Annotated in this window: 32 protein-coding genes; 14 read left to right on the plus strand and 18 right to left on the minus strand. The window is 67.8% G+C overall.

Annotated features, from left to right (window positions below; translation table 11 throughout):
• The first annotated feature begins 31 nt into the window (after window positions 1-31).
• Window positions 32-313: a hypothetical protein gene (locus AMPC_RS06735; RefSeq protein ID WP_248345382.1), complete on the plus strand. Its 282-nt coding sequence runs from the start codon at window positions 32-34 to the stop codon at window positions 311-313.
• Here AMPC_RS06735 and AMPC_RS06740 read toward each other — a convergent pair.
• Both AMPC_RS06740 and AMPC_RS06745 read right to left on the minus strand, forming a co-directional pair.
• A complete protein-coding gene (locus AMPC_RS06740) occupies window positions 307-2,067 on the minus strand; it encodes a SpoIID/LytB domain-containing protein (RefSeq protein ID WP_248345383.1) in 1,761 nt (586 codons plus the stop codon). The genes AMPC_RS06735 and AMPC_RS06740 overlap by 7 nt on opposite strands.
• 111 nt (window positions 2,068-2,178) lie before the next feature.
• Window positions 2,179-3,087, minus strand: coding sequence for an aminotransferase class IV (locus tag AMPC_RS06745; RefSeq protein ID WP_248345384.1), 909 nt, complete (start codon window positions 3,085-3,087; stop codon window positions 2,179-2,181).
• A gap of 89 nt (window positions 3,088-3,176) precedes the next feature.
• On the opposite strand from AMPC_RS06745, the gene AMPC_RS06750 reads away from it, so the two are divergent.
• Entirely contained in the window at window positions 3,177-3,464 is a 288-nt protein-coding gene (locus tag AMPC_RS06750; RefSeq protein ID WP_404800634.1) for a hypothetical protein, read from the plus strand.
• 36 nt (window positions 3,465-3,500) lie between these two features.
• Here the strand turns inward: AMPC_RS06750 and AMPC_RS06755 are convergent, their stop codons facing one another.
• Both AMPC_RS06755 and AMPC_RS06760 read right to left on the minus strand, forming a co-directional pair.
• Window positions 3,501-3,806, minus strand: coding sequence for an STAS domain-containing protein (locus AMPC_RS06755; RefSeq protein WP_248345385.1), 306 nt, complete (start codon window positions 3,804-3,806; stop codon window positions 3,501-3,503).
• A 96-nt stretch (window positions 3,807-3,902) separates the two neighbouring features.
• A complete protein-coding gene (locus tag AMPC_RS06760; protein ID WP_248345386.1) occupies window positions 3,903-4,280 on the minus strand; it encodes a hypothetical protein in 378 nt (125 codons plus the stop codon).
• 447 nt (window positions 4,281-4,727) lie between these two features.
• On the opposite strand from AMPC_RS06760, the gene AMPC_RS06765 reads away from it, so the two are divergent.
• Together AMPC_RS06765 and AMPC_RS06770 are read left to right on the plus strand one after the other, a co-directional pair.
• Window positions 4,728-7,328, plus strand: a complete 2,601-nt coding sequence (locus tag AMPC_RS06765) for an OmcA/MtrC family decaheme c-type cytochrome (protein ID WP_248345387.1) — start codon at window positions 4,728-4,730, stop codon at window positions 7,326-7,328.
• A gap of 428 nt (window positions 7,329-7,756) precedes the next feature.
• On the plus strand, window positions 7,757-8,665 hold the full coding sequence (locus AMPC_RS06770; protein ID WP_248345388.1) for a hypothetical protein: 909 nt from the start codon (window positions 7,757-7,759) through the stop codon (window positions 8,663-8,665).
• Between the two features lie 24 nt (window positions 8,666-8,689).
• Here AMPC_RS06770 and AMPC_RS06775 read toward each other — a convergent pair whose 3' ends face one another.
• The 3 genes from AMPC_RS06775 to AMPC_RS20420 form a co-directional block, all read right to left on the minus strand.
• Window positions 8,690-9,070, minus strand: coding sequence for a hypothetical protein (locus tag AMPC_RS06775; protein ID WP_248345389.1), 381 nt, complete (start codon window positions 9,068-9,070; stop codon window positions 8,690-8,692).
• Window positions 9,071-9,081: 11 nt separating this feature from the next.
• Entirely contained in the window at window positions 9,082-9,726 is a 645-nt protein-coding gene (locus tag AMPC_RS06780; protein ID WP_248345390.1) for a uracil-DNA glycosylase family protein, read from the minus strand.
• 76 nt (window positions 9,727-9,802) lie between these two features.
• Complete coding sequence (locus AMPC_RS20420; RefSeq protein ID WP_256466120.1) at window positions 9,803-9,925, minus strand: hypothetical protein; 123 nt, start codon at window positions 9,923-9,925, stop codon at window positions 9,803-9,805.
• 745 nt (window positions 9,926-10,670) lie between these two features.
• Here AMPC_RS20420 and AMPC_RS06785 point away from each other — a divergent pair.
• On the plus strand, window positions 10,671-11,654 hold the full coding sequence (locus AMPC_RS06785) for a hypothetical protein (RefSeq protein ID WP_248345391.1): 984 nt from the start codon (window positions 10,671-10,673) through the stop codon (window positions 11,652-11,654).
• 14 nt (window positions 11,655-11,668) lie between these two features.
• Here AMPC_RS06785 and AMPC_RS06790 read toward each other — a convergent pair whose 3' ends face one another.
• A complete protein-coding gene (locus AMPC_RS06790) occupies window positions 11,669-12,532 on the minus strand; it encodes a hypothetical protein (RefSeq protein WP_248345392.1) in 864 nt (287 codons plus the stop codon).
• Between the two features lie 383 nt (window positions 12,533-12,915).
• Between AMPC_RS06790 and AMPC_RS06795 the strand changes: the two genes are divergently transcribed.
• Together AMPC_RS06795 and AMPC_RS06800 are read left to right on the plus strand one after the other, a co-directional pair.
• A complete protein-coding gene (locus AMPC_RS06795; protein ID WP_248345393.1) occupies window positions 12,916-13,092 on the plus strand; it encodes a hypothetical protein in 177 nt (58 codons plus the stop codon).
• A gap of 3 nt (window positions 13,093-13,095) precedes the next feature.
• A complete protein-coding gene (locus tag AMPC_RS06800) occupies window positions 13,096-13,482 on the plus strand; it encodes a hypothetical protein (protein WP_248345394.1) in 387 nt (128 codons plus the stop codon).
• A gap of 45 nt (window positions 13,483-13,527) precedes the next feature.
• Here AMPC_RS06800 and AMPC_RS06805 read toward each other — a convergent pair whose 3' ends face one another.
• The 6 genes from AMPC_RS06805 to AMPC_RS06830 form a co-directional block, all read right to left on the minus strand.
• Window positions 13,528-13,881 carry a recombinase family protein gene (locus tag AMPC_RS06805; protein ID WP_248345395.1) on the minus strand — a complete coding sequence of 118 codons (354 nt, stop codon included), beginning with the start codon at window positions 13,879-13,881 and terminating at the stop codon, window positions 13,528-13,530.
• Between the two features lie 152 nt (window positions 13,882-14,033).
• The gene (locus AMPC_RS06810; protein WP_248345396.1) at window positions 14,034-14,759 is read right to left on the minus strand and encodes a hypothetical protein; all 726 of its coding nucleotides are present in this window, start codon (window positions 14,757-14,759) and stop codon (window positions 14,034-14,036) included.
• Window positions 14,760-14,918: 159 nt separating this feature from the next.
• A complete protein-coding gene (locus AMPC_RS06815) occupies window positions 14,919-15,389 on the minus strand; it encodes a hypothetical protein (protein ID WP_248345397.1) in 471 nt (156 codons plus the stop codon).
• Between the two features lie 169 nt (window positions 15,390-15,558).
• Entirely contained in the window at window positions 15,559-16,506 is a 948-nt protein-coding gene (locus tag AMPC_RS06820) for a hypothetical protein (protein WP_248345398.1), read from the minus strand.
• 158 nt (window positions 16,507-16,664) lie between these two features.
• Entirely contained in the window at window positions 16,665-16,811 is a 147-nt protein-coding gene (locus tag AMPC_RS06825) for a hypothetical protein (protein WP_248345399.1), read from the minus strand.
• Between the two features lie 13 nt (window positions 16,812-16,824).
• Window positions 16,825-17,214, minus strand: coding sequence for a zinc ribbon domain-containing protein (locus tag AMPC_RS06830; RefSeq protein ID WP_248345400.1), 390 nt, complete (start codon window positions 17,212-17,214; stop codon window positions 16,825-16,827).
• 127 nt (window positions 17,215-17,341) lie between these two features.
• Here AMPC_RS06830 and AMPC_RS06835 point away from each other — a divergent pair, with 127 nt between their 5' ends.
• Window positions 17,342-17,623, plus strand: coding sequence for a helix-turn-helix domain-containing protein (locus tag AMPC_RS06835; protein ID WP_248345401.1), 282 nt, complete (start codon window positions 17,342-17,344; stop codon window positions 17,621-17,623).
• Window positions 17,624-17,628: 5 nt separating this feature from the next.
• On the opposite strand, the gene AMPC_RS06840 is transcribed toward AMPC_RS06835, so the two are convergent.
• The 3 genes from AMPC_RS06840 to AMPC_RS06850 are packed head-to-tail and all read right to left on the minus strand — an operon-like array spanning window position 17,629 to window position 18,727.
• Window positions 17,629-17,967 (minus strand): hypothetical protein, encoded by a 339-nt coding sequence (locus tag AMPC_RS06840; RefSeq protein ID WP_248345402.1) that lies wholly within the window; start codon window positions 17,965-17,967, stop codon window positions 17,629-17,631.
• Window positions 17,964-18,230 carry a hypothetical protein gene (locus AMPC_RS06845; RefSeq protein WP_248345403.1) on the minus strand — a complete coding sequence of 89 codons (267 nt, stop codon included), beginning with the start codon at window positions 18,228-18,230 and terminating at the stop codon, window positions 17,964-17,966. The genes AMPC_RS06840 and AMPC_RS06845 overlap by 4 nt, the downstream gene beginning before the upstream one ends.
• Window positions 18,231-18,232: 2 nt before the next feature.
• The gene (locus AMPC_RS06850) at window positions 18,233-18,727 is read right to left on the minus strand and encodes a hypothetical protein (RefSeq protein WP_248345404.1); all 495 of its coding nucleotides are present in this window, start codon (window positions 18,725-18,727) and stop codon (window positions 18,233-18,235) included.
• Between the two features lie 599 nt (window positions 18,728-19,326).
• Between AMPC_RS06850 and AMPC_RS06855 the strand changes: the two genes are divergently transcribed.
• From AMPC_RS06855 to AMPC_RS06880, 6 genes are all read left to right on the plus strand, one after another.
• Entirely contained in the window at window positions 19,327-19,464 is a 138-nt protein-coding gene (locus tag AMPC_RS06855) for a hypothetical protein (protein WP_248345405.1), read from the plus strand.
• A gap of 29 nt (window positions 19,465-19,493) precedes the next feature.
• Window positions 19,494-20,366: a GIY-YIG nuclease family protein gene (locus AMPC_RS06860; protein ID WP_248345406.1), complete on the plus strand. Its 873-nt coding sequence runs from the start codon at window positions 19,494-19,496 to the stop codon at window positions 20,364-20,366.
• A 65-nt stretch (window positions 20,367-20,431) separates the two neighbouring features.
• Window positions 20,432-21,181, plus strand: a complete 750-nt coding sequence (locus AMPC_RS06865; RefSeq protein ID WP_248345407.1) for an abortive infection family protein — start codon at window positions 20,432-20,434, stop codon at window positions 21,179-21,181.
• Between the two features lie 374 nt (window positions 21,182-21,555).
• The gene (locus AMPC_RS06870; RefSeq protein ID WP_248345408.1) at window positions 21,556-22,041 is read left to right on the plus strand and encodes a DUF6933 domain-containing protein; all 486 of its coding nucleotides are present in this window, start codon (window positions 21,556-21,558) and stop codon (window positions 22,039-22,041) included.
• A 439-nt stretch (window positions 22,042-22,480) separates the two neighbouring features.
• Window positions 22,481-24,664, plus strand: a complete 2,184-nt coding sequence (locus tag AMPC_RS06875; protein ID WP_248345409.1) for a DUF3854 domain-containing protein — start codon at window positions 22,481-22,483, stop codon at window positions 24,662-24,664.
• A 249-nt stretch (window positions 24,665-24,913) separates the two neighbouring features.
• Entirely contained in the window at window positions 24,914-25,513 is a 600-nt protein-coding gene (locus tag AMPC_RS06880) for a recombinase family protein (RefSeq protein WP_248345410.1), read from the plus strand.
• Here AMPC_RS06880 and AMPC_RS06885 read toward each other — a convergent pair.
• Window positions 25,497-25,745: a hypothetical protein gene (locus AMPC_RS06885; RefSeq protein WP_248345411.1), complete on the minus strand. Its 249-nt coding sequence runs from the start codon at window positions 25,743-25,745 to the stop codon at window positions 25,497-25,499. The two genes, AMPC_RS06880 and AMPC_RS06885, sit on opposite strands and share 17 nt — an antisense overlap.
• Between the last annotated feature and the right edge of the window lie 32 nt (window positions 25,746-25,777).

Below are 25,777 nucleotides of genomic sequence, written 5' to 3' on the forward strand. Positions count from 1 at the left end.
AGCCCGGGGCCGGCGTGCGATAAGGCGCCGCATGCGGATGACGCTCCAGCGCGTGCTGCTCCGGGTGGCCCTGCTCTGCGCGGGGGGCGCGTTCATGCTCTGGCGCGCCGCCGAGGCGCGGCGGGCGGCGCGGCTGCTGGGCGGCGCCGAGGCGACGCTGCTCCAGCGCATCGCGCTCGTCGAGGCGCTGGTCGGCGCGCTCGCGCTGCTCACCGGCGCGGCGGTGGCGCTGTCCCTGCGGCGGCGGCGCCCGAGGAAGCTCCTGCGGCTCGGCGGCGAGGGGCCGGCCCCCGACCGCCACGCCCGTCAGTAGATCCGCGCGACCTCGGCGCCGGAGTAGTACGCCCGCAGGATCTCGCGGTATCCCTGGCCGGCCTCGGCCCGCCCCACCGCGCCCCACTGGCACATCCCGGCGCCGTGCCCCCAGCCGCCGCCGCGGAAGACCCACTCCCCGCCGCTCCAGCCGACGGTGAACATGGCGCTCATGAGGTTGCCCAGGAGGCGCCGGATCTTGAGCTCCCCCTGGACCGTCGCGGCCCCGCGCTCCCCCTCGATCCGGAGCGAGAGGGCCCGGCCGGAGACGCCGCGCGCGCCCACCTCGAGGGCGCGGACCGGCCCCACCCCGAGCGGCGCCGCGAGCCGGTCGAGCTCGGCGCGGGTGAAGCGGCGCTCCCAGCGGTAGCGCTTCTGCGAGATCCCGCGCGCCCGGGCGCACCAGCCCCGCGGGGCGCCGTCGAGGAAGGCGCGCAGCCGCGCCTCGTCGCGGAGCCCGCCGCGCCAGCGATCGGCCTCGGCCGCCGGGAGGTCGGGCCGGCCGCGCAGGCTGGCGCTCGGCAGGTTGCCCCAGACGGCGTCGTTGTCCTCGCCGTGCCCGCCGCAGACGGCGGAGTAGACCGCGTCCACGAGCGCCCTGTCGGCGCGCCCGAAGAGCGCCTCCCCGTGGGTGGCCCGCACCGCCTCGTCGGTGCGGGCGGTCTGGGCGGCCTCGCCGCGGTAGGCCTGGCAGTGCACCTCGCTGCAGAGCACCCAGGGATCGGTGAGGTGCCGGGTGCCGATCTGCGCGAGCACGTTCGAGCGCGCCGTCACCGCCTGGGCCTTGAGCGCCTCGAGCGGCGACCCGGCCGGCATCTCCGACGGCACGAGGCCGCGCAGCAGCTCCTCGAGCGCCACCCCGTGGACCGCCGCGAGCCGCCCCGACGCGTCCACGGTGACGAAGAGCCGGCCCCGGTAGGCCCGGTCCTCGCGGCCCGGCCCCTTGCCCCGCTCCTGCTCCACCCGCGAGAGCACGAACCCGCGGTCGCCCTCCACCTCGAGCTCGACGAGCTGGTCGGCGAGCGCGAGCCGCTGCCCGGCCTCGTCGAGGACCTCGAGCGTGCCGCTCGGGCGGGTGACGACGTCGTCCAGGATGGCCGGCCTCACGCCCTGCTCGGCGAAGGCCCGCTCGGCGAACTCGCGGGCCCAGCGCTCGCTCCCGTCCCCCTCGGCCAGCAGGAGCGTGCGCCGGTTGTCGATGACGCGCCCGGCGATGCCGAAGACGCTGCCCACCAGCCGCTCGCGGAGCTTCACGCCGCGCGACGCCCAGAGCGCCCGGGCGCGCTCGAGCCCGGCGCGGTCCCCGAGCGCCACCTCGCCGAGCAGCGGGTGGTGCACCACCGCGGCCGGCAGCGCCTCCACCACGCGGACCTCGAAGCGGTGGCCGGCGGCGAGGTGGAGCGGGGAGCCGCCCCGCACCGCCAGGCTGGCGTGGTCGCGCGGGCGGAACTCCACCCGGTCCTGCCCCTCGAGGAGCCGGATGGTGACGAGCGGCGCCCCCCCGGCGGCGAAGTTGAGCCGGTGCGCCCAGAGGAGATCGAGCGGGTCGTCTCCCGGGCCGAGCGGCGGGAGGATCGAGCCGGGCGGCGGCAAGGGCGGAGGGATCGGCGCGGGCGGCGCGTCCTGCCCCCCGACCGGCGGCGCGGGCGCGGCGGCGGGCTCCGCCTCGGCGGCCCGGGCCTCGCGCGGCGCCGGCGCGGACAGCAGGGCCGCGGTCAGGGCGGCGACGAGGAGCGGACGCGGGCGGGCGTTCATCGGCCGGCGCAGCTTAGCGCGCGTGGGGATCCGGGGCGAGCCCGCGGCTCCGAGCCCGTCGGGAATTTCCGGGCCGCGACCGGTGACGGGCGGCGAGCTCTTCGACGGCGCTCAGCCGCCGCGCGCGAAGGCGTCGGCCCGCGCGCGGAAGCGCCGGTGCAGGAGGCGGGTCACCTCGCCGGGCGCGCCGCTCCCCACCGGCCGGTCCCCGAGCCGCGTCACCGGGAGGATCTCGCGGGCGGTCGAGGTGAGGAACAGCTCGTCGGCGCCCGCGAGCGCCTCCGGGCGCGGCCGCGCCTCGCGCACCGTCAGCCCCGCCTCGCGGGCGAGCGCGAGCACCACCGCGCGCGTCACCCCGGGCAGGAGCCCCGCGTCGAGCGGCGGGGTGGTCACCGCGCCGCCCTGCACCAGGAAGACGTTCGAGGAGGCGCCCTCGGTGACGAAGCCGTCGCGATCGACGGTGAGCGCCTCGTGCGCCCCCGCCGCGCGCGCCTGCCGGAGCGCGAGGACGTGCGCGAGGTGCGCGCCGGTCTTGGCGCTCGGCTCCCGGGGGCGGCCCACGGCGGTCTCGCCCACGATCACCGCGCCGACGCCCTGGCGGTAGGCGGCGAGCGGCGGCGCCTGCAGCGGCAGCGCGAGCAGGATCACCTTGGGGTCGGCCGCGAGCGCCGGATCGAGGCCGAGCTCGCCCGAGCCGCGCGTCACCACCAGCCGCACCGTGCGCTCGCCCACGTTCCAGGGCGCCGCGTCCGGCGCCGGCGGCTCCTCGTCGGGCCCGGCGGGGCGCGACGCCGCGACCACCCGGGCCACCTCGGCCGACAGCCGCTCCCGCGGCCAGGGCAGCGCGAGGCCGATGCGCTCCGCCGAGCGGGCCAGGCGCGACAGGTGCTCCTCCCCCTCGAAGGCGCGCCCGCCGTAGGTGCGGAGCACCTCGTACACGCTGTCGCCGTAGAGGAACCCCCGGTCGAAGACCGAGACCACCGCCCGCTCCGGCGGGACCCGCTCGCCGTCGATGCTCACGACTGCCGGCATGATTGCGCCCCCGATTGCGTCGCCAATCGCCTGGATAGCAGCTTTCTTGACCGCCCACCACGGCGGAGATATCGCTCGTGGACATGGATCCCGCCGTCGAGTGCACGTGGTGCGGCGTCGCGATGACGGCCTTCACGGCCCCCGGGCGGAGCGTCCGGTGCTGGCAGTGCCCCCACTGCCGGAGGACCTTCTCGAGCGCCCGCGCGCCCGCCCCGGCCGCCACCGCGGAGGTGCGCTGGCCGCAGCTCAAGGACCGCGCGGCGCGCTGGTTCGAGCGGCTCGAGCGCGAGGGGCGCACCGCGCCCGCGGCGCCTCGGCGACTCTCGGCCGAGGCGGTCGCCGCCGTCGCCGCCCGCGGCCGCTGACCGGCCCGCTGCGACCGGGGCTCCCGTCACCGCCGCTCAGGCCCGGGCGCGCGCCGGATCCAGCCCCAGGTAGCGGAGCATCCGGACCTGGTGCTCCCGCAGCCCGTGGAACCGGATGGGCCCGGCGTGCGCCCGCGCGGCGGCGCAGAACCGCGCCACGCTGTGGTCGTCGAAGTCGCGGACCGCGCTGAAGTCCACGAGCAGCGGCAGGCGCTCGCTCCGGCGCAGCGCCTCGATGAGCGAGGCGGCGGCGGAGGCGTCGAACGTCTGGCAGCGGAGGCGCAGCAGCACGATGCCGTCGCGCCGCTCGGTACGAATCGTGTCGGCCATGGGCTTTTCCACCTTCTGCTGAATTCGAAGGTAGGCACGGCGCTTCCGCCGAAGAAGCGCGCCGCGCGCGAGGGCCCCCGGCGTGGCCGACCCCCGGGACCGGGAAGATCAGCGCAACCGGGGCTGCTCTGCGCGGAGCAGCGCGCAACGGTCCTGGAACTCGCGGCGCTCCGACAGCAAGGCGGACTGGTGCCGGCCGCCGGTGCCGGCGCGCCCCAGCGGCGGCGGACTGGCCGCCCGCATGGCCGTGCCGGGCTCGAAGCTCTCGTTGGCGCGGCTGGCGTCGCCCTCGCGGCCGTCCCGCTGCGCCGCGTCGGCGAGCGCCGCGTCGTCGAGCCAGTAGGGCAGCTTCCCGCTCCAGCAGGCCGCCGCCTCCGCCCGCTGCCGGTCCCGGAGGTCGAGCGGGGGTGGGCGCTCCAGCACCCGGTGGGCGCAGCCGGAGGCGATCACGAGGAGCGCGGCGAGGCGGGCGGATTTCTGAGTCATGGAGATGACACCTTACCCCCACCTGAACTCACACGGAGGCCGAAACGCGCAGCCGAGGCAATTTTTGCGCACCCGTGGAGCGACCTGACGATATTCCGCAGGTCCTGCACGCTCAGGGTTTGCGGCGACCCATGTCGCCTCCTTCAGCGGTCGTTCACGGTGTGTGTCCCCGGCCCGCGGACCGCCAAAATCCTGCAAACCGATCTCGGGATGGAGCGACTCCAAAATCGAGTGACCACTTCGGGGGAATTCCTCGCCGCGGACCGGCGAAGGACCGACCGACCGGATCGCTCGAGTACGCACGGAGTGAAGCGCGAAAGCGCTCGGACGGAGGAGGCCGAGGGCTCCCTCGCAGTGGCGCGGAAGTCGCAGACGCGGGGCTCGCATTCGCCGGTCACCCCCGGCCGGCGAGGCACGGGAAGACACCTCTAGTCGGAGTTCAAGGTAATGACGCAAACGCACAAGCATCGCGCGCTTGCCCTCGCTGCGTTCGTCGCCGTCGCGACGACCGCCTGCGCGGGGAAGGACGGCGCCAAGGGCAGCGACGGCGCCGCTGGTACGCCGGGCGCCGCCGGCACGAACGGGACCAACGGCACCAACGGGACGAACGGCCAGAACGGCGTCGCCGGCGCCTCCACCGGTCTCAAGATCGCGGTGAGCGGCGCGACGGTCAACGCCGACGGCACCGTCTCCGTCCGCTTCACCGCCAAGGACGACCGGGGCTACCCGGTCGATCTCTCCGGCACCACCTACTCGGTCAACACCCAGATCAAGCCGCGCTTCTCGATCGCCTACGTGAGCCAGGACTCGAACGGCAACGTCCTGCCGTACACGGTCCTCTCGAAGAGCGGCACCCCGGCCCAGCCCACGGCGTTCGACCCGACCGCCGCCAGCTCCGGCACCCTGGTGGAGAACGGCACCAGCGCCGGCGACTACACCTACACCTTCCCGGCCTCCGCCGCGCTCGACTCGACCAAGGCGAGCAACACCCACGTCGTCTGGATCCAGGCCTCCCGCCAGACCGACACCAACAACCCGTACGACTCGGCGACGTTCACCACCGTGAACCAGGAGTACGACTTCATCCCGGCCGGCAGCGGCACGGTCGTGAAGCGCGAGGTCGCCTCGACCACCGCCTGCAACGCCTGCCACGCCGGCTTCAAGCCCGAGGGCGGCGGCCTCTACCCCGGCGCCGCGAACGCGCCGTTCCACGGCGGCGGCCGCAACCAGGCCGCGTACTGCGACATCTGCCACAACCCGGGCCGCACCTCGAACCCCGCGGCCGACGCCTCGGTCTTCGTGCACCGGATCCACAACGGCAAGAACATCCAGACCGCGAACCAGTTCCACGGCATCGCCGCCACCTACCCGCAGGATCTCCGCAACTGCGACGCCTGCCACAAGGGCGCCGCCCAGGGCGGCCAGGCGTACAGCCGCCCGTCCCGCGCGGCCTGCGGCTCCTGCCATGACGCGGTGGACTTCACCGGCGCCGGCACCGCCACCTGCCAGGTGAGCGGGTTCAACGTGACCACTGGCGTCACCACCGCCGGCAACACCATGGGCGGCACGAGCAAGTGCAACCACCAGGGCGGCACCTACTCGGACGACACCAGCTGCACCGCCTGCCACTTCCCGAACAAGGTGCAGGCCTACCACGTCCCGGTGGTCAACCCCGACCCGAACGTCGTGCTCCTCGGCGGCACCAACGCCAACACCAACGCCGCCTTCGTCGCGGCCGCCAACGCGGTCCCGACCGGCGCCGCCCAGATCACCTATGACGTCAAGAGCGTGGGCGTGACCACCGACGGCAAGCTCAACCCCTACATCGTCTTCAAGCTCAAGTCGACGGTCGGCGGGACCACCACGGACGTGGTGTTCAACACCTACGCCGCGGGCGTGACCACCGAGCTCATCAACGGGTTCGTCGGCTCCCCGAGCGTCTACTTCGCCTACGGCGAGCCGCAGGACGGCGTCACCGCCCCGGCCGACTTCAACGCGGCCGCGAGCGCCTACATCAAGCGGATCTGGAACGGCACCTACGCCGCCACCACCGCCACCCTGACCGGCCCGGACAGCAGCGGCTACTACACCGTGACCCTGACCGGCACCACCATCCCGGCCGGCACCACCCTCCTGACCGGCGGCGTCGGCTACACCTACGGCCTCAACAAGACCGATCTCACCAAGGACACCCAGCCGCTCACCGAGATCGACCTGTCGGCCTACCCGTACAACTCCACCACCCGCGTGGGCGGCCTGCTCGTGCCGGCGCCGGACGTGACGAAGGTGGCCACCGGCTTCACCGGCCGCCGCTCCATCGTCAACAACGCGGCCTGCAACAACTGCCACTCGTTCCTCGGCGTCGCCCCGACGTTCCACGCCGGCCAGCGCAACGACGGCCCCACCTGCGCGTTCTGCCACACGCCGAACAAGACGAGCTACGGCTGGGCCGCCAACTCCAAGGACTTCATCCACGCCATCCACGGCGGGCGCGTCCGCTCGGTCGCGTTCAACTGGCACGCCAGCTCGCCCACCGACAACTACGGTGACGTCGGCTTCCCGAGCGCGCTGAACAACTGCCAGGCCTGCCACTACCCCGGCACGTACGACTTCAGCGCTGTGGCGTCCAACAAGCAGGTCTACACCGACTCGCTCATGGCGAACCTGCTCTGGAGCACCGCCGCGACGGGCACCTTCAACGGCGCCGACACGACGATCAACTTCGAGTTCTCGCCGTACGTCACGACCGACGGCGTCACCAGCTACGGCACGGGCTACAGCGTGAGCGCGGCCGGCGTCCCGACCCAGGCCGCCGCCGCCTCGCTCGTCACCTCTCCCGTCACCGCCGCCTGCGTGGCCTGCCACGACAGCACCCAGGACAAGGCGCACATGAAGGCCAACGGCGGCTCGTTCTACGCGTCGCGCGCCTCGCTCACCCCGAGCGGCGCCGCCTCGTTCACCACGACGGGCGCCACCTCGGTCGAGCAGTGCCTGCTCTGCCACGGCCCCGGCGCGATGGCCCCCATCGGCGACGTGCACGGGTTCTAGCGACGTGAGGCCCGGAGCCTGACGGCTCCTGGTCGAGGTTCGGGGCGGGCCCTCCGGGGCCCGCCCCTTTCCATTTCCGGCGCTCCCCGCCAGGGCCACCCGGCGCGTCGTCGGCTGCAACAGTCCCCCCGGGGCGTGATATCTAGCCTCCGGCCACCCTGCGGCGGAGGTGGCGCGCAGCCCGGGGCGCTAGCTCAATGGTAGAGCATCGGCCTTTTAATTCTCCGGAAGGGGCCAACCCAGGCGACCCCGGAGACCCGGAACCCAGTAAATAGAGGGGGTTCTGGACCTCGGCTTCGACCCCCTTAGCCGCCCTTCGTCCCCTTTGGCGGAACATTGGTAACACTTTAGTAACGCCGAGCGCTCGCTCGCCCGGGCGCTCCCACCGCCAGCCGGCCCCAGCAGCGCACTCGCGTCCAGCACCGCGCATGCTTCAGCCGGAGGGCGAGGTCACCCCACAGACAGGGGCCGGGGACCTCCAGGAACTACTCCAGCGTGACGTCCGCATCGTCCGCTGGTTCCTCGAAGACCGGTGGGGCCGGCGCACGAAGCCCAACTCGACGCTGGGCCAGCTACTGGCCACATCCGAGAAGCTCGACCTGCATAGCCCCGCCAAGTCCGTCGAGAGCCTCGACAGCGAAGTCGCTCGGCATCACCTCCACGCTAGCGCGGTGCTGTTTCGCCTCGCCTGGGCCATCCGCGCACTGCACGGGAGTCATGCCATCGACTGGGTGGACGGGAGCTTCATCGACGACGAGGTGCTGGGCGAGGACACCAAGGAGACCAACGTCGAGCGGAAGCTCCCCGGAGGCATCGGCACGTTGGTCTTCGCAGGCCGGCTCGTACAGGCGGGCGGCGGTCGCATCGTGTCCATCAACGGCAAGGGAGTACGCGGCCACGACATCCGCTGGGTGACCAAATTCGGAGACACGGTGCTCGTCGAACGCAAGGACCGGTCGTACCAGGCGGGCTTGACCGACACGTCTGAGAAGCGGGTCTCCAGGGTCATCGCGGAGGTCCGGAACGCCGTCCTCAACATGCCTCGCGAGCCGGGCGCAGGCCGCGTCTTGGTGGTTGGATTCCAGCACCTCGTCCGGCAACACGAGGCGGAGGGCGTGGACAAGACGTACGAGGCTGGACTGAAGCAGGCCTTCGGCGCAGGCGCCGTGTGGCTGGAAGACCTGCCACACGTTGTGGTCCCCGAACACCTCGGGTTCGAGCCCAAGACGCGCGGCGAGAAGTGGGACTTTTTCTCCCCGCAGCCGCTAAACCCGGAGCCGTGGTTCATGGCTCGGGTCGCGCCGCTCCTTGTCAAGGCGCTTGGGGTCTCGCTGTAGCTGCCCCTCTCGCTTGCTACGGCCCTACAGCGCCCTCGGGTCCAGCATCGACCGCATGGCGGTGTCCATGTCGTCCAGGACCTCCTCCGGCAGGGCATCACGCCAGCAGCGCACAGCAACCGCTTCGTCCCCGCGCAGCGCCTGGACCTCGACTTCAGTCGTGCCGCGCTCGTCCCGGCAGCCGATGAGCCAGCAGGTGCCGCGCCTGGTCAGGTGCTCGACGTAGACCCGGCCCTCCTCCCAGAACGGAGGCCCGTCAGGTACCGGCACCAAGTAGGCGAAGACGGGCGTGCGGCCCCACTGGAATCCGATGGAGCAGGCCACAACGGACCAGCCCTCGTCCCCGCCTGCTCGCAGCACCAGCCGTGCGCCCTCTGGATGCTGACGCATGACCTCCTGCACCAAGGAGGCGTCTATCACTGGCCCCTCCCCAGGAACTCCCGCAGCACTAGGATGTCCTGCTTCTGCTTCTCCGCCGGCCGCGAAACGCGACCCAGCAGACCAGGATGATACAGCGGTAGCAGTTGCCGGCCGCCCCAGGGGTGGAGCTTGCCGGCGTCCCGCAGGGCAAGCCGGTGATGCTCCAGCCGAGCCATCGCCTGAAGCGCCACACCCCCGAAGGTGATGATGACGGCTGGGTCAGCCACCTCGATGAACCGGCCGAGCCACTTGGAGCACAGGTCCTGCTGTCGCGCCGAGACGGGGTACTTCCCTCCCTGCCTCTTGGCCGGCAGGCACAGAACTGAGTTGGTGAACAGCACCTGGTCAGTGCCGAGCCCGACTGAGTCGAGCAGTTCCCACATGAACGAGCCCGTAGGGTCGGTGTCAGCCTCGACAGTCAGTCTTCTCTTGCCCTCGTCGAACGTATCGGACCGATTCGGCGCCTCCATGACGGCCATCACCTTGACCGGCCAGGGCGGTGCCCGCTGGACCACGGGGTAGGCGCGGTCCTGGCCCTCACCGTGGAGCAGCCGCTCTGCCTGGCAGGTCGCGCAAGGTCCGGTGGCCGCCTTGCAGGCAGCAAGCGCCTCGTCCTGGAGGAGTTCGATGGGGTTCGGCATGGGCGCATCATCCTCCTCTGGCTCGGACTCTGGCCAGCGTGGTGACAGACCCCGCTACTACGCCAGGTTCTACCTCTCAGTCTTCGTTCCAGGCGACCTGCCTTTCTGGCGCCGCGTCCCCCCTCAACAAGGCCAGTTCCGCCTCCTCGGCCGGCGCCAGCGGCAGTCCACCCTCCATGGCCATGCAGTCCTTGTCCATCAACTCCTCCCTGCGGAGGTGGCACCGGTAGCAGATGGCATACCGAGCATTCTTGGGCCCGCCGCAGACTCGGCAGGGCTCGCCAACATCTCTTGCGTCGCCGGGTCTCCGGTGGCTCCTGTGCCACCTCAGATGACAAGGCTTGCAAATGACGACCACCTCATCAGCGTGCATCGCCATGTACGAGGTCCAGTCGGGGAAGCCTTCTGGTAGCGCGTAGCGTTCTTTTTCATGGTGCACGGCGGCAGGTCGGCGTGGCGGGTCGAAGGAGATGCCGCACCACTCGCAGACTGGTGTCCGGGAGATGATTTCGGCTCGACGCCGGCGCCAGGCGACAAGCTGCCATGGCTTGGTCGTTGAGTGCTTGTTCCGGCACCTCCCGGCCCTCAGGGCCCATCCGCAGGTGGGGCACTTGGCCGTGGGCATCGGAGCTACCTCACACGATGTCGAATCAGACATCCGACCATCTTCTCTCCGACATCCGACAGCCCCGGAGAGCGCACCGCTCACCCCGCAGATGGATAGCGGCCAGGCAGTCCGCCTCTCCATCAACGAGCGTGAGCGGCCACAACAGGAGCCCGCTCGACGGCTGGCATCCGCTGGACCTTGACCTCGGCCGTGCCTCGCTCGTCACCGCAGCCGATGAGCGACGACCCGTGGAGGCGGCGTGGAGGCGGAAGCCACGATGCCGCCCGTGGGTGGCCAGCGGCAGGACCACGGCAAAGGTTGAGGGTACGCTAGGAGCATGAAGCTCCCTCTAGAACGCGGTGCCAAGTACGGACTCATCGGGCTCAACGCAACAACGAACGTCAAGGCTCCACTCGACCTCGGAAACGGGTTCTTAGCAGTCCCGGGCAATGCGTTGGACCTGCCTGACTACTGGCGGAAGTGGTTGGGAACCCTCCGCACGGACGAAATCCAAGAGGCGAGTCTGTTGCTCGTTGCGGTCGGGGCGAGCGAGCGCCCTAAGGTACTGGACCGCGAGAACGAGACGCTTACAAGTCGCGTGGACGCCCTCTTCTCCGGCCTGCTCATCGCTGCTCGGCCGAGCTTCGAGGGAACGGGTTCGCGCATCTCCGGAGCGAACGTCGATGGAACCATCGATGTGCGTAGCCTCGGCGAGACCGTCAGAGTCGTGCGCCCGGACGGGTTCGGGTGGGCGCACATCCACGAGGGGGAACTGCGGCGGGCTGCTGAACTGGCCCTCCGCATCGAAGCGTTCCACACCCAGCCACCAACCAACCGCTTCCTTCTCTCGCGCACCCTCGCGACGTTCTTCAAGGCGCTCACAGAGCGGGTCTTGGACGAGCGCATCCATCAGTTCGTGCGGGCTGTAGATGGCATCATCCGGTCGTCAGGCAACCGGGAGTTCCGGGATCGCTGCCGCACTCTCATGACAGGGGACACGGATGTCTGCCGCGAGCTTTACCTGATTCGGAACGCCACTGAGCACTTCCGCCACTGGTCTGCCGACCTTGAGCCGCAGCTACCACCTCGCGAGGACCTGCACCGCCTGTTCCGTCGAGCCCACGAATCGGAGGCGCTGGCGCGCTACGCGGTCACTCGCGTCCTGGACCGCCCAGACCTCTGGGGGACGCTTGCAGACGACCAGGTCACCGCGTTCTGGAATAAGCCTGAGGACGAGCGCATCGCGAAGTGGGGTGAGCGCCTCGACCTTGCCGCCGCGATGGAGGGATTCAACACTTGCTTCCTGCCTCCCATGGCTTGAGGCGTGACCGGATGTCAGTCGAGCGGCAGCGCGGACTCAGACGAGATGCTGAGTCCTCGAGCGACAGCCGCTCGCACCGCGCTGACAAGGTCTGGCTTGGAAGCGAACAAGGCCCCGAGCACGCGCCACTCATCGTCGCCGCGAGCGAAGGCAGCCAGAACGCCGCGTGCGAGGGCTCCTGCTGCCGGTGCCTCGGCCGTGATGGTCCCGGCCGCGACGAGCCTCCGAGAAGAGAGGTAGCGCAGCAGGTTGTCCCAGGCGTCCCGCACCGTTCTCGTCGGCTCGCCTCCGAAGTCGCCGACGAGGGGATGCGGCTCGAATGGCTTCGTGCTCGCCAGGGTCGCCGCCGCCAAGAACCGCGCACTCGCTCGGTCAGCCTCCACCCCGGAGTCCGGGCAGACCTTCGGAGCGATGCAGCACCGGTTCTCGTGGTGGCGCACGAAGTCGATGCGCGTCGCGGACGTGAGGGGGATGCTCCGCTCCACCATCACTTCTAGACAGACTTCTGGGTTCCAGAAGTGCTTCCCCGCCGCGTCCGTCACCCACGGACCGTCGCCCGCCGCCGGGTTGTACGGGATGAGCGTCGGGTCCCCGTCCCGGTCGTGAGTGGTGACAAGGATGCGTGTCGCGGTCGGCTTGTAACTTGTGACGGCCTCAACCCAGTAGTACTTCGCCCCGGCGACAAGCGTTGCCCAGTCGAAGCGGAAGCGGACGTTTCCGTACCGGAACCCCCCGGCGCCCGCCCAGTCGTTCGGAGACACCCAGACGACATGAATTCGCCTGGTGTTCAGCTTGCTGTGGTCGTAGACCGGGCCTGCCCGAAGCTGCCAGTCCCTCAGCAGCAGCGCCGCAGTGTCTAGGTGGGTGACGTGGGACACCCAATTCAGCGGCTCCGCCGGTCTGTAGGTGCTTGCTTTGTAGGAAGACCACTCAGGCATGGAGGCTCCGGGCGGACTTCCCCATGTACACCATGCTCACCCAGGTACGCCTAGCCCAGAATCGACCGATTCTGAGCATCGAGAACCGGCCGGCGAACACGGGCTTTAACTCGGTGCTCTTGCGGAGGGCGGCGGGTGGGGGTTTTTGAGCAGGGGTCCCCTGCGCCACCCGCCGGGCGGCTGCGCGACTTGCGCTCAGTGTCGGACCCCTCGGGCATGATGCCCCGACGCCCCGGAGCCTGCGAGAACGGAGGAACATCATGGCGACACAAGTAGCTACTGGTAGGCAAGTCATCAGCGGCCCGCTCCTCACGAGCGTGTCCGTGTACGACGTGGATGAGCGCCAGGAGCTGCTCCTCGACGTGCCGATGGCCTCGGTGCCTCGGGTCGGAGACATCGTGGAAACGGACAGTCACGGGGAGCGTTACGAGGTGGTGCGGGTGGTGTGGATTCCCTTGGGGCACAAAGCAGAGCTACACGTGCGCGCGGGCGGGGCGTAGGCCATGCCCGCCAAGTGCGATTGTGAGCGGTCGGTCGAGGGGAACTCCGAGCGCCACTCAGACGGCACCGTCACGTTCCACACGTTCGCCGGCTGCCTGCGCGTGAAGCCCTGCGAGCACATCAAGAAGCAGTCGGACATCTCGCTCATTGGCCCGGACGGTCGCTGCACGAAGTGCCCGCCAAAGGACTTCGAGACGCCCGCCTACTGCATGGCCTGCGGGAAGGACATGCGGACGAAGGGCGAGGACTTCGACCTCAACCGATACCGCGACCGTGACCGCATCCTGGTGTGCCGGCACTGCGGCGCCGAGAACGCTTATCGGCTCACCACGACCCCTGGTGTCCCCGGGCAGGCCATCGAGCTGCTCTGGGTAGTCAAGCCCAGGTAGCGACTAAGGCTTGCCAGACCGCGCAAGCTCGCTCACCTGGCAGCATCATGCCGATGCGCGAGCGGCGTGCAGGAACCGCTGCAACGTCGCGCGCGACACGCCCTTGCGCCGTGCCGCCTCCGCGACGGGGACACCGGCAAGTACGAGGTCGCGGGCGGCGTGCAGCAGGACCTGCGACGCTGGAGGGCGGCCAAGCCGCTTGCCTTGCCGGCGGGCCCGTTCCAGTCCAGCCTTGGTCCGCTCGATGAGGCGGGTCCGCTCCTGCTCGGCCACCCAGCCGAAGATGGCCACCAGAAGCGGCCGGGCCGGACCGCTCGTGTCCAGCCAGCCCTCGCGGACCGACAGCACCGGCACGCCGAGGCGGTCGAGTTCCAGCACGGTCTGGATGGCGCTGACCATGGAGCGGTGAAGCCGGTCGAGCCACCAGCAGCGGCGGACGGAGCGGTTGGTGTCGAGACAGCTCTCAGGAACGACAGCACCAGTTCCCCCAGCCGGCCGAGTTCCAGGACCCAGTCTGGATGGCGCTGGCCATCGAGCGGTTTCCCCGGCAGCTACAGCGCCTTCTTTAAGGACTTTGCCTGGGCTTCATTCTCCGCCTTGATGGCCTCCCGAGAGGCCTTCAAGTACTTGTCCCACAACAGGCGGTCCACGTAGGCCACTTCGCAATTCAGTTCAGGCGCGATTGGAGCAGACCCGTTTGAAATGACGATACGAACCGACCCCTGGTCACAGTAGGTCGCTCGCACTGGCATCTTCCGTTCAAGCGATGCGCTCGTCGCTTCATGCACTGAGCCCATCGTTCCGGTGCACTGTTCCTTCAGCGCACCCGCCACGATATCGAACGCCGCGGCCCGGTCAGCCGCATTCACGTCCACTGTCTTAGCAACGGCGAATATTTCTCCCGTCGACTTGAGCGCCATCGCATAGGCGGTGTGCCCAAAGTCATCCCACGACCGCGAGCAGTCGAGCGTGTACGCTGTAGCAACTCGCTGGTCCAGCGAGTGGAAGACTAAGTCCTTCCGGCGCAGACCCACATAGGCTCCCGCCTCAACAGGGAACAGCGCTTCCCACGGCGGACTATACCCGGTCAGAGCAATGGCCATATGCTCCCCGCCCTCTCGCCTGACACGGCACTTGAAACGTCTGGCCTTCAACTGCTCGACCGTAAGGCCCAAGGGCGCGGTTTTTTGGTCGAAGGTTCGGAGGCTCCTGAAGTCCACTGCGGCAAGAGACGCCACGTACGCAGCATGCTGTTGAAGCAGGCGTTCCTCTTCCAACCGGGCCTGTTCCTCCGCCGAGGGACCATGTTGTTGCGAGACAGGCGTTGCCGCCTCGCTCTTGTTCGGGCCACTTTCTCCCGAGCGACATGCAACCAGCAGCAGAGCAAGAAGGACACGCCACATATTCGTGTTCACACTATTCACCGAAGACTTTCGCTAGCGGCGCGAATCTTTATTTAACACCCTCTGCAACTCTTTCTGCGAATCCATGAACAGTCGCGCGCTCTCCTTGTTCTCCTCCTGAAATGCAACAAGGTTGCTCGCCGATTGCTTGCGCAAGCCATCCAGCATGAGTTGGCCAGCGCGCGAAGACGACCGAAACGCCGCCACCACCTTCAAACGAAACGGCTCAAGCCCGCGTGGCGCTCGCGCATTCCCGAAAACTTCGAGATTTGCCTCAGCAACCGACTTGAATTCTGCGGCCTGCGACATGCAGTCGAGCCAGGGGCTTTTTGATTGCTGCATGCAACTGGTGACGTCTACAGCAGCAGCGCTTATCCGATCCATGGCTTCTGTAGTCTGCGAGATGAACTGCTGCTCCCTCTCGCTGAGTGCCGCGCGCGCTGCTCTCGGCAGCAGTACTACACCGGTGCAAAGCAGCAAGACTGCCCAGCCCTTCCGCTTCATGGCGACCTCCCCTCCCTTAGCGCCGTTCGTAACTGGTCGAGTCCGCCCAACAGGGCTCCGATGACTGCATGCTCCCGAAGCGACCTTCTCACCTGCCCGCCCCGACCTTCAGGTCCCGACCCTGGCTTCGATGTCGGCGGCGATGCGCCTCCCACGCAAGCGATGATGCTCACCGCCGGCAAGCCAGCACGACGCTGTCCGAATCCAAAAAGTCGACGAGCGCAGCAGTGTCTGGAATCGCACAGCCCTCGTGAATCTGCCGGGCCCAGTCCAAGTCTACCCTGTTCGCGGCGCAACGACAGAAGTAGTCAACGTCGAACTCCGGCGCCTTCCCACCAAATATCCGGTTCCCGACGTACAGCCCTGCGCAATTCTGTGCGAAAATGCGTCTCATCTTCTCATCCGGGCATTTCGCACGAGCCTGCTGCCGCGCCTTGTCCTTCGCGGCCTTGACCTTTGCTTCTGTGCCCGCCGCCTGAGCGTACTTCTCCATCAGCGGCCCGGGGTCCATGTCGAATTTCTGGCCCACCTCGGCAGCGAGAATCTCGACATGGTCGGCAGATTGCCCGTCGTAACGCCTTTTTGAGTAGGCCACGATTAAAGTTGCCGTCGCGTACCGGTACTTTCCTCCTTCGAGTTGGTTGTTTACAGCCTCAAAGAACGGGCGCGCCCACGACCTCGCTGCATATCCATACAGTTGGTCCGAACCAACTCGTCCGTCATCGAGGGCGGGCCGCATTTCAAACGCGAAGTGTGAATTTCGGGTATCACGATAACCATAATTGAAGTAGTCACTTGGCTTCACGGCCACGAACACCAGCGTTGGCTTCTCAAGGTAGCTGGGGGGGTCAGCCTTGATGACTGACAGCTCTGTCGGCTGCACCTTCCATGTCGTCGGCTGCGGGGGCGTTGGCTGTGCTCCGGGGTCGCTCTTTGCCTCGGGGGACCCCGACTGCGGGCAGGTCTTCGCGAGCACATCCTGGCCTGCACCGGCTTCCTTCAGGCGAGTCAGTCCCTCCAGGGAACAGAGTGCCGGGCCCTGTCCCGCCGATTGCTGTGGCTTCTTGCACGCCATGATGACGCCAAGCATTACGATTGACAGCACACCGAATCGCATCTGACTTACTCCTCCGTTGGACACGAGGCGCTCTTCTGGAAGTACCGTCCGGTTTCAACGCCGGTAACGCCATCGGCGCCCCTTCACCTGAACCAAGTCAACCACGTAGGTTACATCGCAGCCTGGTGCCTCTTTCGTCCGAGCTACCCGGGCAACCTTCAGAGCCGCCGGCGCGATGGCGTGATTGGGCGCACCCCGGACGGCAGCGTCACGCGCCGCAGCGACAGCATCGCGCTGGCTTTGGTCTCGGCCACCGGCAACCCAGCGCCGACCATGTCGCGAGCGGCGTGGAGCATGGCGACCAAGGTCGCGTGGTGCTCACCACTGTGGCCAGATTCTGTGCGTTGCCGATTTCTGTTCCATGCCTTCACCAGGCTGGAACGTGTGGCCGCAGTGCTTGCAGGCCGTGGCCTTCCTCTTCACGTGTTCAGCGCACGCTGGACAGACCTTGCTACCCTTGGGCGAGAGGCGGGTCCCCAAGTACAGCATGGCGATGGAGACCGGCAAAGTGGCCAAAAGCGAAACCGCAGCCCTGAGCGAACGTTCGCTGTCAGGAAACAACAGTCCGACGAGGCTCGCCGTCCCCAGCGTGGCCGCCCAGCAGTAGACGAACCCGAGTAGGCGACCACGAGCGAACCACCAGTAGAGCCCGACGACAAGCACCGGGCCGAACCAGACCCATAGCAACCCCCCATCGACCTCCAGCATGACTGTCCCCTCCCACGACGCAGTGTACGTGTACCTGAGTGTGTACCGGCTGGAAATGTAGTCAGTCAAGCAACCGGGCTACTTACAGCCCGGTTATTGTTCGTCCCGGTCAGCTACCGGCGTCAGGATGGTCGGCGCCCCGGTCCTCACCTACCTCCAGTTCATCGGCTCCAACGTGCAGCGGCTCCGGGCGCGCAAGGGTCTCACTCAAGAAAAGATGGCCGAGGCGGCCGACTTGGACGTTCGCTTCCTGCGGCGGGTGGAGCGCGGCTCGGTGATGCTGCGGTTCGACACCTTCGTCCGGCTGGCCGTCGCTCTGGACGTTGAACCTGGGGTGCTGCTTCGGCGGGTCAAGGTTGCGCCCGCCAAGCCCGGGCGGCCTCGGCGGCCGCGCCCCACGACCAGGTAGCGGCCTCACTTCTGACGTGCCGAGCCCCTGGCGCGGTCGGGGGATGGTGGCAGCACGACGTCTCGGTCCTCCCCTCCCCTGATGCCGTCCAGGGCCGCGTTGTGAGGTGCCCAGAGAACAGCAGGGTCGAGGTGGCCGCCCACGGCACGGCCCAGGTCACGTAGCCGGCAGCCGACCAGCGCCAGCACGGCCAAGACCTGATGCTCCGCCCTGCCATCCAGGTCAGCCGACCCGGCTTCGACCAGTGCGGCGGCGGCTTCGACGGCGTGCTGAAGAGTCAGCAGTTCGTAGCCCACCGAGATGGCCTTCTGGTCACCTCTCGACACGGCCCGTGGCTGCTTCATCCACACTCCTCGACGACTGTCTCCACCTCGCAGACGGAAGTTGGCAAACACCTGCGCTGGAGTACGCTGAGCGGCTTGGTGCGGATGACCAGGCGCGGCGAGCCGTCTGCCATCCACCGCACGACCACGCCCAGCACCCAGGGCGCGCCACCTAGCGTGCTGGTGACGAAGTCGCAACCAAGCAGAGCGTTCCGGTAGGCAGCCAGGTCGAAGACCACGGCCGGCTTCCTGAGCCGGCTTGCCTCGGCGTTCGGTCCGTCCATGGTCAGGCGCCCCTCTCGGCTTCGACCAGGAAGTTGTCAGGGTTGTCGAAGAAGCCTTCGCAGTCCCGTCGACTCACGACCGCGTGCGGGTTCCCCAGCACCAGCCACTTCAGCACCCGGACCATCGCCATCGGGGCATCCGGGTCGGCCGGCGCGATGCGCATCGGCATGAGCAGGTCGAAGCAGCAGTCGGTCTCAGCCTGGGAGAAGCGGCGGTGGCTGGACAGCTTGCGGTCACTCTTCCGGACCACCGAGTGGCCGCCGTACTGACCGTCCGGAAGGAGCCGGTAGAAGACCACCACGTCCACGTCCTCGCCGTCCTGGACCGGGGCGCGCACCCGGGCCGCCAGGCGGCAGACCTCGCGAGCCTGGTCGAGCAGCGCGCCCTGAAGCTCGCCGCGCTCGACAGCCTGCACCACGTAGCCTGCGTCCTGCAAGAACACCTCGGGCAAGCTCTTGCCCTGATGCGGCCCGCTGGTCAGCAGCAGCCATTCCATCCTGACCTCCTTGTCGGGTTGGACTGCCGGACGAAGAGACCACTCCCGGTCTCGACCTGGTCCCAGGTCGCCGCCTGCTCACAGACCCAGGCTTCCAGGTCCCGGAGCAGCGCGAGGCCACCACGGCCGCACTCTTGCGGCGGCTGACCCTGCACCAGGTACGTCAACCGGACGAGGTCCTGCTCCGAATCGGTCTGGATTCTCCACACGGCCATGCACCACCCCGTGCCCGGACCAAGGCCCGAGCGTTGGACGTTGACGAGCACCGAGCCTGGTGGCCCGGGACTACGGTCTGCTGCTGGTGCTGGGGGTCATCGGCGTCTCCATCGCTAGCGGCTGAACCACATCGCCACGGTGCTCGTGGCTGTTGGTGGGGGTCATGGCGCCGCTCCGCTCGCCCCGTCTCGATGGTTGAGCAACGTCTACCAAGTTCTGGCCTCAGCGTCGTTGACGGCCATCAGCGGCCGAGGACCAGCCCTGGACTTCATCCCGGCGAAGGCCAAGTCGCTCCGGGAGGTCCGATACGGGTAGTATCACCCACCGATGGACATGGTCCCTCCGCGCTGGTTCAGGGCACTTCGTCCTTCGCCACCATCGAGGTGGCCAAGACGTTCAAGGGGGCCAAGGGGGCCGACGTGGAGGAGGTGCTGACCACGCTGGCCGCACTCGACATGGCGATGTCGTTCAAGGCCGACGCAGTCAGGCGTTGGTGCGGAGCCGCCCGGATGGCGGGTTGAGGAGGTGACCAAGCATGCCGGGTCGTTCTGTGAGGCTGTTCCTCGTTGATGGCACGCCGCAGGGGATGCGTACCGCCGAGGTGGGGAACTGGACCGGTCTTGCGCTTTTCTGCCCCCGGACCGACTTGGTCGCACTCGGCAAGCGCGATGAGGTGCGTCGTGCCGGTGTGTACATCCTGGTCGGACCGTCAGAAGCCATCGGCTCGCGATGGAGGGTGTACGTGGGGGAGGCCGACGATGTCTGGGCCCGGTTGCAGTCTCACGACAGCAAGAAGGACTTCTGGAACTGGGTGGTCTTGTTCGTCTCAAAGGACCTGAACCTGACCAAGGCTCACGTCCGGTGGCTGGAAGCCAAGCTCGTGCAGGAAGCGAAGGCAGCGAAGCGCGCCGACGTCGAGAACGGGGTCGAGCCCGGCGGCGGGCACCTCCCGGAAGCCGATGCTGCTGACATGGAGAGCTTCCTGGACAACGTGCGCCTCCTCCTGCCGGTCCTCGGCATCGACGTGCTGGCCCCCGACCTCCACGGCTCAGGCGCAAGTGGGCTGACGTTGGAGTTGGCGTGGGACGGCGCCGCAGCGGAGTGCATCGTCCGGGACGGCCAGTTCATCGTGAAGAAAGGCTCGACGGCGCGGACGAAGGAAGTGGGCTCGCTCGGAGACAGCTACCGTGCACTTCGGCAGAGGCTGAAGCATGTCGGGGTGCTCCAGGCCGGCGTTGACGGACTCCTCCTCTTCACCAGTGACTACACCTTCGACTCCCCTTCGGCAGCGGCTGCTGTGGTCACCGGGACTGGGCTGAACGGCCGAGCGCACTGGAAGGTGAAGGGCCAGGGCATCTCGTACAAGGAATGGCAGGAGCAGCAGGTCGACGTTGCGGCTGAACCCGGGCAGTTGGGCAGGTAAGGCTCGGACAGGCGCGCCCGCACCTGCACAAGTTCGTCCAGGAACGCTGGTTAGGTGGACCAGACATGAGTCCGAACGAGGAACTACTGACCCAGGTTGAGTCGCTCCGGAACGTCCTGGTCTCGTGCGCGACCGGGGGAGCGTGGAGCACGGACCAGTACAAGAAACTGCGGAGAGAACTGCTGGCAGTTCCTGCAATGAAGCGACTGCTCCCCCGTTTTGTAGCGGCGTGCTACACGCTGGACGATTTCTGGGGGTTCATCAAGCCGAAGTTCAACCACTACCAGGAGCGGCGGGAGTTCCTGCGCACTGAGTTCACACCGGCGCTGGACTACCTGGAGGCGCAGCAGGGCGCGCCTGCCGACGAGCCCATCACCTCGTCCTTGAAGACCTTCGCACCGGCGGACATCAACGAAGTCTGGCAGAAGGCCCTCGACCGGCGAGAGGACGACCCGGAGGGCGCCATCACGGCGGCCCGCGCACTTCTAGAGACCACCTGCAAGCACATCCTCGACCAGCAGGGGGCCGAGTACGACGAGGACGATGACCTACCGAACCTCTACCGGGCGGCGGCCCAGACGCTGAACCTCGCGCCCGAGCAGCATCACGAGGAGGTCTTCAAGCGCATCCTGGGGGGCTGCCAGAGCGTGGTGAACGGGCTCGGCACACTGCGGAACAAGTTGAGCGACGCTCATGGACGGTCACCGCTCCGCACCCGCCCGGCTCCACGCCATGCGGCGTTGGCTGTTAACCTGGCCGGCAGCGTGGCGATGTTCTTGGCCGAGACCTTCCAGGCGAAGAACCGGCCGAAGTAACTGGCCGTCGTCCGCCCCCCTTCGATTCTCCGCCCTGCGTGCCCTCAGGAACCCTGGGCCCCTCCAGGCGCTTCTGCCGGTCGGCGCGCTGCCTCGGGGCTACTACACGCCGCTCGGGGCACTGGCACGGGACGAGGAGGAGGGCGTCAACCTCGGCGAGGTTCTCGGGCTGTTGGAAGTAAAGAGGACTCCAGACGGCCACATCGAGTCCTACTTGTGGAAGCTGGAGGAGGAAACGAAGAAGGAAGAGAACGCTGCCTCAGCGTCCCTCGCCACCCTGGGCGACGACGGGGTCTAGAGGCACGCCCGTTCCACCTCGCCCGGCTCTTGGAAGCCAGCGAAGCGACACCCGGGCCACGTGCTACTACTCCCACGTGTTCACCCTACGCTGCACCAGGAAGCTCCTCGACCGCCTGGGCTCGACGCCGGTGCTCAGTGAGGTCGAGCCGACCACGCTGCTCGGCGACTGGTACGCCAACCTTCTCTTCCGCCCGCGCGGTCAGGTTGTCCTGTTCGTCAACGAGCGGTCGTTGCTTCCAGTGCTCGTTCAGGCCGCCCCCGCGAGCAGCCTGCTGACTAGGTTCCCGGCCGCCGCCATCGGCATGCTCCTTCGTCTCGGCGCCCCGGCAGCCATCGTCGAGGCCGAGACGATGGAGATGGCAGACGTGTGCATCGGCAAGACCCTGAGCCGTCAGGTCCTCGGGTCAATGAACGACTTCGCCTACCTCTTCGAGGGCTACGGTAGGGAGCCAGAGGCCCTGACCGACATCGCCTTGAAGCTCGCCCAGGCGCCTTGCAGCCCCCTTGGTATGAAGCGGCCGGCAGACGTGGTGCTGGAGATGCTGGTCGGCGCCAAGTAGACAACAGCGCGTGGGTGGTCCCTCGAGCCGCAAGGCGGCGCGTGACCTCAGCCAGCCGTGAGGGCCGGGTAGCGTTGCCTCAAGCACGTGACGTCATGGTGGCTAAGGTTCCACTCCCTCCAAGCACTTCCAACTTGGACCCGGAACGGTTGGAGGGAGTGGAACTAAGCTATCCGGACCGCCGTTCTGCAAGCAGCCATCACATCACCCTTCATAATGGCGATTGGGTAGTCATCCAATCGTTCCAACCCCTCCGCGTGACCGACCTGAGCCGGTGAACGACCGGGCTCCGGTCCGGAAGTGGGTATTTCTTCTGTTACAGTAGATGCAAGGGAGTCGAGGAACTCTCCCTTCCAAACAGAACCCACAAGCACTCGCGAGCTACCGCTCGCACGAAGGAATTCTCATGCAATTACTTACAGAAGCGCACCGTAGTCACTTGGCCGCCAGCGGTCTCACCTCTGACACTATCGAAAAGTCCGGCATCTACTCCGTCCTTGACCGGGCGGAGTTCCTGCGGCTGGCCAACCTTCCTGAGAACGCCTACGCCAACATCCCGGCGCTGGCCTTCCCCTACCCTGGGAGCCCCGGGTACGTACGCCTGCGCCCGGACTGCACCACACGACCGAGCCCGAGCTACCGGGTCATCTCACACGACCACCAGTACAGTCGGAACCCTGAGCAGCAGACCATCGAAGGCCCGAAGTACCTCTCTCCTCGCGGCTCCAGCCAGAAGCTCTACAAGCTACCGGACCTCTGCCCAAAGATTCTCGATGAAGAGACTCCTCTGTGGTTGGTGGAGGGGGAGAAGAAGACCCTTGCTGCCATCCAGTCAGGGCTGGCATGCATCGGCGCGCCTGGGGTGGACTGCTTCGGCAACCCGGCAGCCCGCTGGGCGGCCAAGGGAAGCGGCCAGGACCGGAGAGTTCTCCATTCCGACTTCGCCGACGTGCCCCTGGAGAAGCGCAAGGTCATCATCTGCTTCGACTCGGACCTCGACCAGAAGGCGCCGGTGCTGCAAGCAGCCATCCGCCTCGCGCAGATGCTGGAGGAGGAGGGGGCCGACGTTCACCTGGCCTATCTCGAGCCGGCTTCGGAAGGCAGCAAGCAGGGCCTCGACGACTTCCTGGCCTCGCTTCCGGAATCGGAGCGGCAGGGGCCAGCCCCTCTCAGGCGGGTCGAAGAGTCGGTGCGGCCGTTCAACGTCGTCGAGTGCCTCGAGTCGTTCCTGGCCGAGCGCTGGCCAGACCTGGATGAGCAGCAGCGGGAGACCGAACTCCAACGAGCGGTGCGCCTCGCCTGCTACCTCATGAAGAAGCGCGACCTGGCGAGCTTTCTGAAGCGGTGCTCCCAGGAGCTTGGGGTTCCGCTGCGCCGGGTCGAAGAGTTCGTGGTGCAGCCCGAGAAGGAGCGGGGCGGGCACGACCCTCGCACTTGGGTAGCCGAGTGGATGGCCAGGAACAACGTGACCTGCGTCTTTCGGAACTGCGCCGAGCAGTTCCAGCGGGATGGCCGGGCAGTCGAGGCTGAGGTGCTGCGCCGACTCATGGTCCTCGACAGCGTCACCTACGGAGGCCCGCAGAGGCTGAGCATCGACGACGCCTTCTTCGTCTGGACAGTTGGCGCCCGGGACCGCGCCGTCGCCGACCTGCAAGCTCGGCTGAAGCACCTCCCAGAGACCGGCGACTTCACCCTGCGCTCCTACGTCCGCGCCCTCACCGGGAAGGAAGACCCCCTGGACGTGGCCGTCCTCGCCCACTTCATCTGGCAGGTGAAGCGCAAGGTCTTTGACATGCCGGTGGAGCACCACCTCATGCCCATCCTGTTCGGAGCACAGCGGGCCGGCAAGTCGGAGGCAATCCGGAAACTTCTCGCCTTTGTAGAGCAGTTCAAGGATGAACCCGGTGACCTCACCATCGTCGCGGACGAGCGCCAGGCCTTCAGGTTCGCCCGGGCCTACGTGGTCTTCTTCGACGAGATGGCCAAGGCCAGCAAGACAGACCTCGACGCGTTCAAAAACCGCATCAGCCAGCCGGACGTGGGCTGGCGTGTCCTGGGCAGCAACCTGCGCCAGACAAGCCCCAACCGCGCAACCTTCATCGGAGCGAGCAACACACCTCTTGAGAACCTCATCGTAGACACTACCGGCATTCGCCGGTTCCACCAGGTCAACTGCTCCAACCCCATCGATTGGAACGCCGTCAACGCCATCGACTACCAAGTGCTCTGGAGCAGCGTTGACGAGAACGGCCCCGCGCCGGTCAAGAGCGTGCTGGACCAGCTAGCGGCACGGCAGGAGGAGATGAGGGTGAAGGACGCGGTCGAGGAGTTCTTGGCTGCGAAGTGCGAACTCAGCGAGGAGTGGACCACCGCCCACAGGGTCTTCGATTCATTCAAGGAGTTCCTGGAAAGGGACAACCACCCGAAGACCTTCTGGACCTCTGCCAGGTTTGGCAGGCGCCTCACCGAGCTTTTGGGCCAGGAGCGCAAGAAGACCTCCAACGGTGTCTGGTACCAGGTCGAAATCAGGGGTAGCACGGGCATGCGGGAGAACATCGACCGCTTCTTGGCCATGCGGCCCGCCAACCGGCCGATGCCCGGGGAAGTGAAGATTCCTGCCTGACCCACCTATTTTTCGTGGCCAGTACGTCCGGACGACTCTGGACGTACTGGCCCATGCCGGAAGAAGGGAGCGAGGCGGCGGAACACGGCGTGCTGGGCGGAGATGAAGCGCCACCCAAGCTGTGAAAAAGGGACCTCGCCCTCGACCCTGGTCAGCCGCCTTGTTCCAAGTGCTTAGCCCCATGACCATGGGCTTGTGAGAACGGGTCCCTTCCCGTACACCATCGCGATGGGAACCACGCCTAACAGGATGCGGGTCTGCCTGTACCACCGGGTCTCGACGCTGGACCAGAACCCGACCCTGGCACGCGAGGAGCTTCAGGGTGCCGCCGCCCGCCTGGGCGGCGAGGTCGTGCTCGAGGTGGAGGAGACGGGCAGCGGGGCGCGGAACGACCGCCCCGGCCTCCAGAAGCTCATGGACGCCGCTCGACGCGGCAAGCTCGATGCCGTGGTCGTTTGGAAGCTGGACCGCTTCGGCCGGTCGGCGCTCGACGTGCTCGCCAACATCCGGGACCTGGACGCCGCTGGTGTCCGGTTCCTTGCCATCACCCAGGGCATCGACATCCGGCCGGGCGGCGACGCGATGTCACGCCTCATGCTGACGATGCTCGCGGCGGTGGCCGAGTTCGAGCGGGACCTCATCCGTGAGCGCACCCGGCTCGGCATGACGAAGGCGCGGGCCGCAGGCAAGCACATCGGCCGACCGCGTGCCGCCGGGCCGAGCCGGGCCGAGGTTGAAGAACTTCGTCAGGCGGGTCACTCCTGGCGCGAGGTAGCGAAGGCCCTCGGGTGCTCGACCTGGGCGGCCCGGCAGACTTGCGTGACAGGGAGCCCTACTCGACCAGGCTGAGCTTGGTGATGATGCCGGTGGCGGACTCCACGAACCGGACGCGCAGCCCGATGAAGGGAGCCATATCCAGGCAGCCGTCGGGCTGCGGGACCGCGTACTTCTCTGTCAGAGCGTTCACGACGGCCGGGGCCACGAGCAGGTTGACTCGGCAGCCATCGTCCAAGTGCAGGGCGATGGCCGCTCCGTTCTGGTCCCCGATGTACCGCAGCACCGTCCCCGTCGCTTCGCGCACTGGTCCTCCTCTGGGCGAACCTTGCGTGAGAA

The organism is Anaeromyxobacter paludicola, from assembly GCF_023169965.1.
In the GTDB taxonomy this organism is placed as follows: domain Bacteria; phylum Myxococcota; class Myxococcia; order Myxococcales; family Anaeromyxobacteraceae; genus Anaeromyxobacter_B; species Anaeromyxobacter_B paludicola.

Bases quoted from the DNA above. Each gene is read 5' to 3' on its own strand.
- AMPC_RS06780 (WP_248345390.1), bottom strand. From the start codon at position 9,726: ATGCCGAACCCCATCGAACTCCTCCAGGACGAGGCGCTTGCTGCCTGC.
- AMPC_RS06850 (WP_248345404.1), bottom strand. From the start codon at position 18,727: ATGGAATGGCTGCTGCTGACCAGCGGGCCGCATCAGGGCAAGAGCTTG.
- AMPC_RS06770 (WP_248345388.1), top strand. From the start codon at position 7,757: ATGCTTCAGCCGGAGGGCGAGGTCACCCCACAGACAGGGGCCGGGGAC.
- AMPC_RS06785 (WP_248345391.1), top strand. From the start codon at position 10,671: ATGAAGCTCCCTCTAGAACGCGGTGCCAAGTACGGACTCATCGGGCTC.
- AMPC_RS06815 (WP_248345397.1), bottom strand. From the start codon at position 15,389: ATGAAGCGGAAGGGCTGGGCAGTCTTGCTGCTTTGCACCGGTGTAGTA.
- AMPC_RS06800 (WP_248345394.1), top strand. From the start codon at position 13,096: ATGCCCGCCAAGTGCGATTGTGAGCGGTCGGTCGAGGGGAACTCCGAG.
- AMPC_RS06805 (WP_248345395.1), bottom strand. From the start codon at position 13,881: ATGGTCAGCGCCATCCAGACCGTGCTGGAACTCGACCGCCTCGGCGTG.
- AMPC_RS20420 (WP_256466120.1), bottom strand. From the start codon at position 9,925: ATGGACAAGGACTGCATGGCCATGGAGGGTGGACTGCCGCTGGCGCCG.
- AMPC_RS06740 (WP_248345383.1), bottom strand. From the start codon at position 2,067: ATGAACGCCCGCCCGCGTCCGCTCCTCGTCGCCGCCCTGACCGCGGCC.
- AMPC_RS06820 (WP_248345398.1), bottom strand. From the start codon at position 16,506: ATGCGATTCGGTGTGCTGTCAATCGTAATGCTTGGCGTCATCATGGCG.
- AMPC_RS06840 (WP_248345402.1), bottom strand. From the start codon at position 17,967: ATGAAGCAGCCACGGGCCGTGTCGAGAGGTGACCAGAAGGCCATCTCG.
- AMPC_RS06835 (WP_248345401.1), top strand. From the start codon at position 17,342: ATGGTCGGCGCCCCGGTCCTCACCTACCTCCAGTTCATCGGCTCCAAC.
- AMPC_RS06845 (WP_248345403.1), bottom strand. From the start codon at position 18,230: ATGGACGGACCGAACGCCGAGGCAAGCCGGCTCAGGAAGCCGGCCGTG.
- AMPC_RS06765 (WP_248345387.1), top strand. From the start codon at position 4,728: ATGACGCAAACGCACAAGCATCGCGCGCTTGCCCTCGCTGCGTTCGTC.
- AMPC_RS06760 (WP_248345386.1), bottom strand. From the start codon at position 4,280: ATGACTCAGAAATCCGCCCGCCTCGCCGCGCTCCTCGTGATCGCCTCC.
- AMPC_RS06880 (WP_248345410.1), top strand. From the start codon at position 24,914: ATGCGGGTCTGCCTGTACCACCGGGTCTCGACGCTGGACCAGAACCCG.
- AMPC_RS06830 (WP_248345400.1), bottom strand. From the start codon at position 17,214: ATGCTGGAGGTCGATGGGGGGTTGCTATGGGTCTGGTTCGGCCCGGTG.
- AMPC_RS06735 (WP_248345382.1), top strand. From the start codon at position 32: ATGCGGATGACGCTCCAGCGCGTGCTGCTCCGGGTGGCCCTGCTCTGC.
- AMPC_RS06865 (WP_248345407.1), top strand. From the start codon at position 20,432: ATGAGTCCGAACGAGGAACTACTGACCCAGGTTGAGTCGCTCCGGAAC.